Origin of the sequence: Spirosoma arboris (assembly GCF_009754945.1) — a bacterium.
GTDB classification, from domain to species: Bacteria; Bacteroidota; Bacteroidia; order Cytophagales; family Spirosomataceae; genus Spirosoma; species Spirosoma arboris.
Genome location: NZ_WPIN01000002.1, coordinates 182,030 through 195,200, shown reverse-complemented (window position 1 = coordinate 195,200; position 13,171 = coordinate 182,030). Strand labels below are relative to the sequence as shown.

The window sequence follows — 13,171 nt, the reverse complement described above, 5'->3', positions numbered from 1 at the left end:
TTACCAACCAGCATTCTGGGTTAGCTTGGGGTTATTGTCAATTTCGGTTTGTGGAATCGGGTATAAATAGTGCTTAGCCGCTACATTGGTTTTACCCACTTTTTGTAAGCTGGAGATCAGAATACCATTGCCACTCGCGTCTTTTTCCCGAATTAGATCGAACCAGCGTTGGTATTCATACGAAAGTTCAAGACGACGCTCCAGATAAACAGAATCGCGGAATTGATCCTTACTTAAGCCTGCAGTCAGGTCGGCTAGGCCAGCCCGTTTACGTACCCGATTGATCGACTTGTAGGCTTTGGCGCTTGGACCATTTACCTCGTTTTCGGCCTCTGCATGAATCAGGAGTAATTCGGCATAGCGGATAATGGGAACGTTAGCCTCTGAGTTGCTGGTGACCGATGTGTTGGCGGGGTCCCACCACTTGTGCCAGAACGGGGTCGAATCATTGGCAACGGCTGTATTGGCAATTGGAAGACCGTATTTTTTGCCGTTTGTTGGGCTGGTAAAGTTGCGCACAAACGTGACATCCCGGCGCTTATCGGTGGACTTATACAGTTTGTAGATATTAAAAAATTTGTCGTTGCCTTCGGTATAGAACCGAACCATATGGGCGTAGTTACCCGTCAGGCCAGGAATCGAGGTAAAAATGGCGCGTGGGTTTTCAGCGTTGCCCTGACTATACGAGTTCCCTTTCATCTGGGCCGAGAAAATATGCTCGGCACCATTTTTATAAGCGGGCAAAAATACCTGAGAATAGTCCGTTTTTAGATCATACCCATATGTACCGGTTCCCCCATCAGCAGTCGATAAAGCCTCTTCGGCTTTTGTAATGGCCTTCTGGTAGTTTTCAGTCAATTTTAACGGTAAGGATGATTTGATCAGGTATACCTTGGCCAATAGCGCCTTAGCGGCACCCGCCGTAGCGCGCCCTGCATCGGGGGCGCTGTAGGAAGCGGGCAGAACCTGAGCGGCTTCGGTCAGATCCTTTTCAATCTGCGCATATACGTCGGCCGAGGGTGTGCGAGCAACGGCGTAATCGGACGCATACACATAGTTTTGGTACTGTGTAACTAAAGGGACGTCACCATATAAACGCACCAGATTGAAATAAAACAAAGCCCGTAAAAATTTGGCTTCACCAAGAATGCGATCTTTTGTAGCAGGTACAGCGAATGTAATGGCGGGTACTTTAGCCAGCACGACATTGGCTTTCCGAATGGCTGCATAGTGCTGTTGCCAGAGTTCGTACACCCGCAGGTTACTGGTCGAATGCGCTAAAACGGATAGCGACCGAACATCAGGATTGGTGGCGCCCGGTCCTGGATCTTCATCATCACCGGCCATGTTCATCCCCGTATTGAACAGGGTGTTATAAGGCGATTGTACTTTGGCCGTATTCAGAAAGAAATAAGCCGCGTTGATGGCTGTTAGCGCATCCGATTCCGTTTTATAATACTGATCTTCTGAAATGATCGATTCGGGTTGTTCTTTTAGAAATTCCGTGCAGGAACTAGTGAAAGAAACCGCTATAACTAATAAGATGTATGAGTACTTTTTCATGATTGTTCACTATTAAACGATTGAATCAGAAGGTGATGGACAAGCCTGCCAGGTATGACTTATTGTTGGGATAGACGCCATCATCTACGCCCCGATTAATCAGACTTTGCCCGCTTGAACTAACCTCTGGGTCAAAACCGGTGTACTTAGTCCAGGTAGCCGCATTTTGCGCCGATACATACACCCGTAATGTCTGAAGGCCAATCCGGGTACTAACGGCTTTAGGTAGGGTATAGCCAAACGAAGCGTTTTTCAGCCGGTAGTACGTAGCATCCTCAATGAACCGATCCGAGATGGTAATGGCTGGGTCCTGGTAAGCAGCTTTCACGTCTGTGTTGGTATGGGTAGGCGTCCATCGGTCCAGCAGGACTTTTGAGAAATTGGTGTAGCCTGTCCCTAATTCAAGATTGGCCCGGTTGACATTGTAAAGTTTGCCTCCTACCGAAGCCTGGAAGAAAACCGACAGGTCGAAGCCTTTGTAACTGAACGTATTGGTTAAACCGGCTGTAAACTTGATCTGGTTGTCAATCACAATCCGGTCACCCGCCTGCGTAATCAGACCATCGCCATTCAGGTCTTTATACTGTTGCCCACCAGGTTTGTTATTGGCCTGCGGAGTCAGGGGTTTGGTATCCTGTTGAATCAGGCCATCGGTTTGATAGACGATGAATGAGCCGAGTGGGTGGCCAACTTTCGCAATGGAAGGCGCTGAGCTGGACGGAATGTATTGATCGACGCCGTCTCCGAGGCTCAGAATCTTATTCGTATTTTTCGCATAAATCAGGATGGTCGTCCACTTGAAGGGCCCGGTGATGTTTCGGGAATTAATATTTAACTCGATACCCTGGTTTGATACAGCACCCACATTTTGATAGGTCGTCGATCCCTGGCCATTATAGACATCCGATAAACCAGACGTTCCGGGAACGGTGCGGGTTAGTAGCAGATCCGTTGTCTTTTTATAATAATAATCGGCTGTCAGATGGATACGTTCGTTTAACAACCCGACATCCAGACCAGCATCTACCTGGAAGGTTTTCTCCCAACTCAAATTCTTGTTGGCCACGGTACTAGGCGCATAGCCCGAGACGGTAGCGCCCGAAAAATTGTAGGGATAGTACGTTAACTGGGCCAGCGATTGATAGGGAGGGATATTCTGATTACCCGTTGATCCCGCACTTAGTCTAAGTTTTGCCGAACTAACATGGCGAACTTCACTAAAGAATTTTTCATTACTGATGTTCCAGCCGACAGCTGCCGAGGGGAAATAGCCCCATTTGTTACCATCACCAAACTTGGACGAACCATCGGCGCGGAAGGTGGCCGTAAATAAATACCGGTCATCATACACATAATTGATCCGGCCTAAGTAAGAGGCTAGTGACCAGTCGATGGCTGACGATCCGGGTGTCCGGTTGGTAATGCCGGTTCCCAGATTATTGAATGTGAGGGCATCTGAGGTGAACCCAGCGGCTTCAGCCACCGAACCTCTCGTTTTTGACTGCTGAGCGGTGAACCCGACAACCGTATTTAACGCATGCTTACCACCAAAATGTTTATCGTAGCTGAGCGTATTTTCATTCAGCCAGTTGGTGGTAAAAATAGAGCCCACCAGCGCGTCGCCATTGAGGGCTGAGCCTTCGTAGGTAGAGATCGGGAGGTACCGATTCTGTTTGTTATCGACGACGTCAGCACCCACCAGCACCTTCGCTTTCAACCCTTCAATAAAGGTGTATTCAGCCGAAAAATTGCCCAAAAACCGATTCGTAGACGTCTGGTTGATCTGGTTCATCAATGAATTGATGGGATTGGCATAGACCGTTTCAAACGGGCTGTTTTTAACGAATGTGCCATTATCCTGATAAACCGGTAGCGCTGGTGGCGTTAAAATTAAGGCACCAACAATGGCTGCGGGTGCCACATTTGCTTTGGTGTTACTACCGGTAATGCTAGCCGAAAGGCGTAGGTTTTTACTGTAGTTATGATCAATATTGACCCGGGCCGAAATTCGTTTGAAATCCGTATTCTGAAGTACCCCATCCTGCTTGAAGTAATTGAACGAAATGCCTAGTCGGGTTTTATCGGAGCCAGAGGAGATGGAGAGGCTATGACTTTGCTGGGCCGCTTTACGGAATCCAGCCGCCTGCCAGTCGGTACCTGCACCCGTCGTATCCAATGTATAACCAGAAACACTGGGCAGCGTGGGCGTTTTGCCCGAGTTAGTCGCTGCATCTTTCCGGAGCAGCCACCACTCTCTGGCATTCAGCAGGGGAAGTGTTCGGATCACTTGTTGCTGTCCGAAATAGGCATCGTAGCTAATGGAGGATTTTTTGGCTGATCCTCCTTTCGTTGTAATGATAACTACCCCATTGGCTCCCCGTGAGCCATAGATAGCCGTTGCCGAGGCATCCTTCAATACGTCGATGGACTCAATATCCGCCGTATTCAGGGATGATAGCGGATTTATTTTTGGGCCATCAGTAACCCCGGCATCGCTGACGCCATAATCGTTATTGATCGGGAAACCATCGATCACATAGAGTGGGTCACTACCCGCCGTAATCGAGTTGCTCCCTCTGACCTGAACGCTCACCCCGCCACCCGGCTGACCTGAGGTTTGGGTGACGGTCACCCCGGCAATGGAACCCTGGAGTAGCCGTTCGAGTGAGACAACCGGCTGTGATTTAATTTCTAACGGAACGGAAGCAATGGAACCGGTAATATCGCTCCGCTTTACCGTACCATAGCCCACCACGACGACTTCACTTAATTGACCAAGATTTTCATCCAGTTCAATGTCGATCGTGTTCGAAACAGCCGCTACTTCCCGGGTCTTGTAACCGACATAGGTAACAATAAGGGTAAATGGTAGTGTCTGGGCGGTTTTCAGGGTGAACTTCCCGTTAGCATCCGTTGAGGCCCCATTGGTAATGCCTTTTATCTGAATTGTAGCGCCAATCAGGGGTTCTTTTGTTTTGGCATCCAGGACCTTACCGTTTAGGGTAGCGTTAATGACGGGAGCGGTGCCTTGTGCAAAAAGAGAGGAAGGCTGAGTAAGAACCCAAACCCATAGTAAAAAAATTAAACTTTTATTCATTGTTTTGTACTGGTTAGATAAACAATAGGGTGCTGTGTCAGTCGTGCCAACGACTGCACAAATTCAGTTGCCACTGAGCCTTGTTTTGACCAGCCAACCCTGCTGGAACAGGGTTGGCTTTTTTTGTTACATGGGGTACGATTAAGTGAAACGATTATAAATTCTGAGGGATTGATTCGGCCGTACGAACACAACGGAAGCCCAGGTTATTACTGGCACTGGTGGTTTCGCCTTTTCCACGGCTGCCCGCCTTGTAGCGGATACAGTATTGATCGCTGCACAGAAACGAGCCACCGCGCTGTACATGCTTTACTGTACCCGGTTCATCGGGATCAAAGCTGTCTTTAGGCCCTTTAGGATTAACTGAGAGGCTTTTCTGGTAATAATCGGGTCGGTACAAATCGCTACACCACTCCCAGACGTTGCCATCCATATCGTACAACCCATTAGGGTTGGCGGGAAAGGTTTTTACGGGAGCCAAGGCTGCGTAGCCATCGTCAAGCGTATTCTTGGCGGGGAATGAACCCTGAAAGATATTGGCCACCCATTTTCCGGCTGGTTTCAGCGTATTCCCCCAATAGTAGGTTGTGTTCTTACGACCAGCCCTGGCTGCAAATTCCCATTCCGCTTCGGTTGGTAACCGTTTGCCTGCCCATCTGGCATAAGCCGCAGCATCTTCGTAGCAAACCTGCACAACCGGTTCATTGCCCTTGCCAACCAGATTGCTCTGGGGACCTTGCGGATGACGCCAGTTGGCACCCGGTACGTATTGCCACCATTGAAGTGGGTTTTGTAGTGAAACGGGGTGAGCTGGTGGCGTAAATACAGCCGAGCCAGGCACTAACTTATCGGCTGGCACACCGGGATAATCAGCGGGGTTAAGTGGACGCTCGGCTACGGTACGATAACCGGTGGCTTTTACAAAGGCGTCAAACTGAGCGTTCGTTACCTCGTGCGTATCCATCCAGAAGCTATTCACAGTCACGGCATGAACGGGTTTGGCGTCTGGAAATTCCGCCGACCCCATCTGGAAACTACTGCCTTTAATCAAAACCATATCGGCCGTAGTTTGCTCCCGATTTGTGGTTGAAACCAGGCTGGTTCGTAGGGCCACAGCTCGCGATGGTACCTTACATGTTGAGCCTCCACAGAGAGCAATTGCTTTTTGAGGATTTTTTGTAGGCTTTTTATCGGGAACTCCATTCTTGCTGATGAACGCCATACCGGCGATCAATAAAGCAGCAACGGGAATAACTGATTGGAACGATTTCATAGGTTGTATTACTTAGCGTATCACTTACGCATTTATCAATTCGGGGGTGGCCTCTACTTCATCGCCCACCTCAGGACCATCGGCCGATAACTCGCTGCCTTCCTTTTTCGATTTGAATAGGGGCCACAGGAACTGGGCATACCATTCTTCCTCTTTATAGAATTTGATGCCATACGAAGTTGGGTACTGGCGAGTAATCAAACCCGTGCCAAAAATGACGTCCCAGAGGAAAAACATATTACCAAAGTTGCCTTTGTAGTTCCCGATGCCATCATCGGCACTGTCTGCATGGTGAGCATGGTGCGTAGCGGGCGTAGAAATCAGCCGCTCCAAGACCCAGGCGATGGGATGTAAAATCCGGTATTTGTAGAAGGGTTTATCCCAGGCAATGCTGCTGTGGGCCGTCATCGTGATCAGACTCTTAATGGCCGTTACGAACAAGGCGGGATACCCTAAGCCCAGATAAATGAGCGTAGCCGTCAGGTAAGTTTGCGAAAAGAAGATCGTGTAAATGAAATTCTGTCGACTGGCCATCGCCATACCCATGTAGGGAGCAGAGTGGTGCGTCCGATGGAAGCGCCACATAAACGGGATCTGGTGGTGCAGTCGGTGATACCAGTACTGAGTCAGGTCATCGGCTACAGCAATCAGGAAGAAACCACCCCAAAAAGGTACCCACGAAAATACATTCGCATAGCTGGGTAACAGCGTTGGTAAGAGTGTCAGGCTGAAATAAGCAACGACCGGTGGCACCAGAAACTTGGGAGCTAAAAAACAGACGATGTCAATTTTGCGTTCGGTGGGTGTCCACTTATTGTCGTAGAGACCCAGGGCAAATTCAAGTACACCTAATCCCAACGCCAGGGCGATGAATCCCCAGGATTTCAGATTTTTAAATACCGGCTCTAGAAACGTCAGGAAGGCAGGTGCCGAAACGTGAGCGTAATCCTTGACCGGATTTTTCCAGGGTGTCTCGCCCGTATATGTGAACCAGACGACAAGTGCGATAACAGGCAATGCGTATAGAATGACGCTAATGAGTGCATCGCGGGTAATTTTCTTTGCAGCGGATTGATCTAAGGCCATTGTTCAGTGAATTACTTGATTATCAGGAGTTTAATCAGAGAAAGGCCGCCACCCAGAATAGCTAGCGGGATCGCGTAAACCAGGATACTCACCCCAATTTTCTTCGCCAGAATTTTCACATCTTGAGTTGCCATAATAGGTTAAGTACAGTTGGGTTATGACGATTTTAGTTGATCGTATTAGCTACTATGTATAGTCCTCATTTTGCCGATTGCCTTCGATTCTGTGGGTGAACAAATTTGTTGAGTTCGGATAGTTGCCAGCTGAAGAGCCTGCATTTCGAAAGCGGATAACTACCTTTTCAGAAACAGAATTTGCCACGCCACAGAATCAAAAGCGATTCAGGATCAGAAAATGAGTGTATTGGGTCAGTCGATGAATTTTGGGTTAATCATTTTTTATATTACTAGTCAAAGTATATAGAATTTATATAGTAATTGACTGTAAAAAAAAGCTTATTGATGAAGTGTTCTCATTGAGGATGAGTATCCTACTAAATTTGATCAGGAGCCAGAAGACTAATTGAGATTACTGGATCAATAGTCAATGGGTAGCGAGAGAGGGGAGACTTCTCTAGTGGAGCTACAACAACAAAGTATAAAATGCATGCGCATAATGACGGTTATTTATAAGTTCGGAAACTAGTACTAATCCAATATTGCGCCAGTTGAAAAAGATATCAACGAGTGCCTTCTATTCGATCAGTATAAATAACAACTACTTTGCAGGTAGTACTTGTCAGATGCCTCAAAGGTAGGAATGATTATTTTAGAAAAACAAGAAAAATACTTAATATTTTTTTAAAATCGTTCATATACAGTCTATTACGAACAGAAAAAATAGCTTCTAACAAAAAACTTTCTAGTTTGACGAATTTAAAAAAGGTGCAGGTAATCGGCCTACGTAGTTAGGTTCAACTCGATCAGTATCTGATTAACCCCATTTTTTAGCGAACATTTATTTATAAATATTTTGTTTTTTTTAGATCGTGCGGTACTTTAAATAGGGTGTATATTCTATCGGGTTTTAGGACTAGTCTTTTTATTCGATAAAATTTATATACTAATTTGGAAATTAAAAATTGACGTGTTTATCTTTACGCCATCATCAATTACGAAGCCTGCACGTAGTTGTGATTTATACAGAAAGGGGGAGAGATAGGCTCAGCGAACCCTTAGCAACTTGCCAGTTGGCGATAGTGCTAACCTGCCTACAGCGTTAGGAACTATAAATTTACAACCGCTTCGGCGGCATGGCTTATGACTGCACACGTCTTCCGATGTTCAATTGACTCAAGAAGGAGTCTCCCCGTTAGTACTCCCCACCGTTATTGCCTGATTAGCTCCTGAATTAACCTAAGTTTCCTCTTAACTATTACTTAGAATTAATGCCACTGAATAGGTTGATTAGCCCTTAATTAGCTTAATTTTTCCATTTATTCTATAGGAATTATAGATAAAAAATACCGATAAATTTACTGCGTGATACTCAATAAAACACTTCATTATGGAAATCTATTTCGACAATGCCGCCACAACTGCCCTTGACCCTGAAGTATTTGACGCAATGGTGCCGTACTTAACCCAGTACTTTGGTAATCCATCTTCAACCCATCGAGCGGGTCAGGAAGCACGGCGGGTAGTGGACAAAGCTAGAAAAACTGTAGCTGATTTACTCAACGCATCCCCGAGCGAGATTACGTTCACGAGTGGTGCTACCGAATCGGATAATCTGGCTATCGCTGGGAGTTTGCGGGGGTTGGGTATCCGGCATGCTATCAGTAGTCCTATCGAACATAAAGCGGTGTTACAACCCCTTACCCGATTTAGTCCAGAAGAAGGTGTTCGACTTCATTGGCTGCCGCTGGACACCCGGGGGCGTCCTGATTACGACTACTTAGAACGATTACTACACCAACACCGTACCGACGATTTGCCGTCTACGCTGGTGAGCTTAATGCACGGCAACAATGAAATCGGTAACCTAAACGACCTTGCCCATATTGCCTGGCTTTGCAAGGAGTATAACGCTTTGTTTCACTCAGATACAGTACAGACAATTGGTCGTTATCCGTTTGATCTGGCTGACTTGCCCATCGATTTTATCGTCGGCTCTGCCCATAAATTTCATGGTCCCAAAGGCGTCGGATTCCTGTACGCCCGAAAACGAATCCAGCTCCCAGCACTCCTATACGGCGGTAACCAGGAGCAGGGACTACGTCCGGGCACAGAAAACGTAACGGGTATTGTTGGGTTAGCAAAGGCATTGGAAATCAGCTACCGGGATCGCCTATCGAATCAAATCCATGTACGTTCTCTGAAAGAACGACTGATTAACCGATTAACTGAAGTACTGCCACAAGTGCGATTTAACGGTTTATCGGCTTTACCAGCTGAGAGTATAGATACAGTACTTAGTCTTAGTTTACCACCCCTACCATCAGGAGATTCGCTGGTGACCACTTTAGATCATGCAGGGATAGCCGTCTCGGGCGGGAGCGCCTGCTCGAATCTGATTCGGGGTGGCTCCCATGTATTGAGTGCTATTGGTTCGTTGCCAGGTTGGGAGCACGTTCGCCTATCGCTTGGGAAGTATAATACGCAAACCGAAGTGGACATTCTGGTGGCTGCACTTGAAAGCATATACGAACACCAGTCTGCTGATTTAATAGCCTGACTAATCGGTTGAAGCCAGTCATAAAATAGCTAATGTCCTATACATCACGAACGATGACATTGGAAATGGTTAAGTCATTTGGCCAACATCGTTACGGTTATCGGTGGAGATTGAGCATATTGACGCCATTAAAGAGGATATCGAACAGGCAATGAGCTAATTGACTTGCCTAAATGCGTTTAAAACACCAAACGCTCATATGGGTTGGGAGAGTCCGTATGAGCGTTTGAATGAATAATCAACTTTACCAGGGGCAACTGGCTGGTTCTGGGAAATACTCTTCACTGATAAATTTCCCCGTTGGTCCATCCTGGCCAATCAACGCGTACTTGGCTATACGTTGACCAGCCTCTTCGACCGTGCTTGTACCTTGATGGTTGGTAAAATCAGTTCGGGTATATCCAGGGCAAACGGCATTGACTTTGACTAGCGTATCCCGTAGCTCGTAAGCCAGATTAATCGTGTACATATTTAGCGCCGACTTTGACGATTGATACACGGCATAGCGTACGGGATAATTGCTGTTGGTCAAGTCGGCCGCCAGGGTAAGTGAAGCCATTGCGGTACTCACATTCACAATGCGTGGTTCAGGGGACTTTCTTAGCAAATCGATAAACGCCTGTGTCACACCAATCACCCCAAATAAATTGGTATCGTAAACTTCTTTATAAACATTAACCGTTGTTCCGAGTGCCGATTGCTGAAATGGGCCGCTTATTCCTGCGTTGTTGACGAGCACATCCAAAACTGTTGTTTTTTCGCTAATGGCCAAGCGGGCGGCATTGATCGATTCCTGACTCGTGACGTCCAACTGGACGGCTTCAATGTTGTCGAGTCCGTTGGCTCGGAGCTTTTCGACTGCCGACAACCCATTTTCCAAACTACGACTGCCCAGATAAACGAAGAATCCGTTTTGAGCGAGTAGTTTCGCTACTTCCAGACCAATGCCTTTGTTGGCTCCTGTTACTAATGCTGATTTCATTTCAAGAACTGTTTTAAACTGATGCAGCAAAAGTAGATCGCCCAAAAACGGCCCAAATGGACAAATCTGGTTATTTAGGGGACAAATCGCGTAAGCTCTCGGCAAATGCTCGAACGCTTTTTCCAGTCTTCTTTCTGAACAACCGCGAAAAATAATGGGGGTCATTAAAGCCCAGATCATACGCTAGTTCCTTTACAGAAACGGTTGTGTATTGCAACTGGCGCTGGGCTTCCTGAATCAATCTATTCGTGATCCACTCCTTGGGCGAAATGCCCGAATACTCCTTCACAACGGCATAAAGACTGCTTGTAGTCATGCCTAATTTTTCTGCGATGGTGTGGACATCCTCGTGGTCAGTCAATTGCGTTTCCACGGCGAGTTTAAATTCGACATACTTGGCCATTTTTCCATTTACATGGCTTTCCTGACCAGACCCCTCGAAGTATGCACTGTTGAATTCGGTTAGCAGTGTGTTTAAATGCGCCAGAATGATGTCGATCTTTTGAGTTTTTGTCGACGAATGAAGCAACTGAAATAAAATAGATAACACGGCCTTTACCCGCTGTTTGGCATCTGGATCAAACGTTATTACGTTTGAATTCAACGAATTAAGCAGGAACGGATAGGCGTGGGGAAGCAGCGCTAACGTGTTCTCATCAAATCCGATTTTATACTGTTGATGCGCTTTACTCTGGAATGAATGAGCGAAAATTTGATTGGGCACACCAAAAATCACCTGGCTATCAGCAATGGTAATGTCCTGCAAGTCAACTTTAAAGGATTCTGATCCCTCATCGACAAACACGAAATAATAATAGTCTAGTTTGTGCGGTTGAAGCAGCTTTTGCAAGACATCGTCCGGCAGGGCTATCGCACAATTTTCATTCACGATCAGCGACAATTTATCGTGGTGCGTCATCCTGTCTAGCACGCCCTTCGTTTCCTGCATTTTTTCGGTATGTATCTAAAACAAATACACCAACCAAAAAAAATAGCTATTCGTGTCTTGGTCTGACTTTTTAAGTGCCCGTTTTGCGAAATGCTTTCAATGCTTTGTTCAGAATTTTGATGAACTGAGGAGAGAGAGCATTCGAAACTATCACCAGCCCGACCCTGGCAAACAAGGATTGGCTGATATAGTAAGGAACCTACTAACCTAGCATGTTAACACATGTTACGATAGCGTTTGACTTTGTCTTGTTGAGTCGACGTCAGTGATCCTCATATCGTTTTTCTCCTGCCAGAATGGCAACCGCCGGTTTGTTGTCTTTGGGAAAGTAGCTTCAAACGGCCTGTAATGGGTAGCATCCACCGTCACGCAAATGACCATTAAGACAGCTCATGAGTTTCGGGCTTAAATGGAATGCGTCCCTGCAAACGGGATAAAGACGAATTAGGCAAACGGGGAAGTACCAAGCGAGCAAACCACTCCGCTTCTTCGATAAGGGGATAGCCTGAAAAAATAAAGGCTCGAATCCCCATATCCATATATCGGTTGATTTTTTCAACGATCTGATCGGCGCTACCCACCAGAGCCCCACCTGCCCCCGAACGGGCTTTACCAATGTCGGTCCACAGTAAAGGCTCCACAAATCCGTCGGCGTTGGCACCTTCGCGGAGTTCATTTTGTCGTTGAACACCCAGCGACCAGGAGCTTTGTGATGCGTTTTTCAAGGCTGCCCCACGAACCGGGTCAAACTTTGACATAATATGCTGGGACCAGGCTCTGGCTTCCTCTTCCGTCTCGCGAACGATTATATGAATACGCAACCCAAAATCAACCTGCCGACCATAGCGGGCCGCACGCTCCGACACATCCTGCATGTTGGCGTAGAGTAACTCTTCGGTTTCAGGCCACATCAAAAACACATCGCAATAACGGGCGCAGACATCTCGTGCGCCATCTGATGTTCCCCCAAAATAAAGCAGCGGCCCGCCGTTCTGCTGATAGGGTTTGACGGGATCAGTTGCCAGGGAAATTTTGCCATAGACTGGTCCATCATGGTCAATACGATCAGTAGTCCAGGCCTGCTTAAGTATCTGAATCGTTTCGGCGCAGCGCTGATAACGGAAATCAGCGTCTTCACGATAGCCGGGCAAATCGGAATTGATGATGTTGATCGTTAGTCGCCCTTCGAGCATCTGATCGAGTGACGCCAGGGTACGGGCGAGCATGGGTGGGTGCATTTCCCCGCATCGGATAGCCGTTAAGAGACTGATTTTCGTTAGGTCTTGCGATATCCCTGCTGCAAAGGGAATCACCTCCTGACCAATCATATAGGAAGTGGGGAGCAACAGATTGCTGAAACCCAGGCGCTCAGCGGCCAGAGCAATTTCACGGCAATGAGCAAACGTACTCCGGTCGGGATCGCGAACGCTTATGAATTCGGTATCCTCCCCGCAGAGATCAGAAAACCAAGCCACTTCACAAATGCGTTCGGTGGTTCGGGTAGCTATTGATGCAATAGGTTGATGAAGCATTGACTAACTGGAA

9 protein-coding genes and 1 riboswitch are annotated in these 13,171 nt (G+C 47.1%); of the genes, 1 reads left to right on the top strand and 8 read right to left on the bottom strand.

What is annotated here, in order from left to right; all coding sequences use genetic code 11:
• The 5 genes from GO755_RS04700 to GO755_RS41785 all read right to left on the bottom strand — a co-directional run bounded on the left by GO755_RS04700 (nucleotide 1) and on the right by GO755_RS41785 (nucleotide 7,153).
• A complete protein-coding gene (locus GO755_RS04700) occupies nucleotides 1-1,563 on the bottom strand; it encodes a RagB/SusD family nutrient uptake outer membrane protein (protein ID WP_157583582.1) in 1,563 nt (520 codons plus the stop codon).
• 25 nt (nucleotides 1,564-1,588) lie between these two features.
• Nucleotides 1,589-4,660: a SusC/RagA family TonB-linked outer membrane protein gene (locus GO755_RS04695; RefSeq protein WP_157583581.1), complete on the bottom strand. Its 3,072-nt coding sequence runs from the start codon at nucleotides 4,658-4,660 to the stop codon at nucleotides 1,589-1,591.
• 154 nt (nucleotides 4,661-4,814) lie between these two features.
• Nucleotides 4,815-5,933, bottom strand: coding sequence for a formylglycine-generating enzyme family protein (locus tag GO755_RS04690; RefSeq protein ID WP_227686863.1), 1,119 nt, complete (start codon nucleotides 5,931-5,933; stop codon nucleotides 4,815-4,817).
• A gap of 24 nt (nucleotides 5,934-5,957) precedes the next feature.
• Complete coding sequence (locus GO755_RS04685; RefSeq protein WP_157583579.1) at nucleotides 5,958-7,019, bottom strand: sterol desaturase family protein; 1,062 nt, start codon at nucleotides 7,017-7,019, stop codon at nucleotides 5,958-5,960.
• An 11-nt stretch (nucleotides 7,020-7,030) separates the two neighbouring features.
• Nucleotides 7,031-7,153 (bottom strand): hypothetical protein, encoded by a 123-nt coding sequence (locus tag GO755_RS41785; protein WP_262886980.1) that lies wholly within the window; start codon nucleotides 7,151-7,153, stop codon nucleotides 7,031-7,033.
• A gap of 1,000 nt (nucleotides 7,154-8,153) precedes the next feature.
• A riboswitch (SAM riboswitch) is annotated at nucleotides 8,154-8,253 on the top strand.
• A gap of 272 nt (nucleotides 8,254-8,525) precedes the next feature.
• Between GO755_RS41785 and GO755_RS04680 the strand changes: the two genes are divergently transcribed.
• On the top strand, nucleotides 8,526-9,695 hold the full coding sequence (locus GO755_RS04680) for a cysteine desulfurase family protein (protein WP_157583577.1): 1,170 nt from the start codon (nucleotides 8,526-8,528) through the stop codon (nucleotides 9,693-9,695).
• Between the two features lie 244 nt (nucleotides 9,696-9,939).
• On the opposite strand, the gene GO755_RS04675 is transcribed toward GO755_RS04680, so the two are convergent.
• From GO755_RS04675 to GO755_RS04665, 3 genes are all read right to left on the bottom strand, one after another.
• Nucleotides 9,940-10,677: an SDR family oxidoreductase gene (locus GO755_RS04675; protein WP_157583575.1), complete on the bottom strand. Its 738-nt coding sequence runs from the start codon at nucleotides 10,675-10,677 to the stop codon at nucleotides 9,940-9,942.
• A 70-nt stretch (nucleotides 10,678-10,747) separates the two neighbouring features.
• Entirely contained in the window at nucleotides 10,748-11,626 is an 879-nt protein-coding gene (locus GO755_RS04670; protein WP_157583573.1) for a helix-turn-helix domain-containing protein, read from the bottom strand.
• A gap of 380 nt (nucleotides 11,627-12,006) precedes the next feature.
• Complete coding sequence (locus GO755_RS04665) at nucleotides 12,007-13,158, bottom strand: LLM class flavin-dependent oxidoreductase (RefSeq protein WP_157583571.1); 1,152 nt, start codon at nucleotides 13,156-13,158, stop codon at nucleotides 12,007-12,009.
• Nucleotides 13,159-13,171 lie beyond the last annotated feature (13 nt).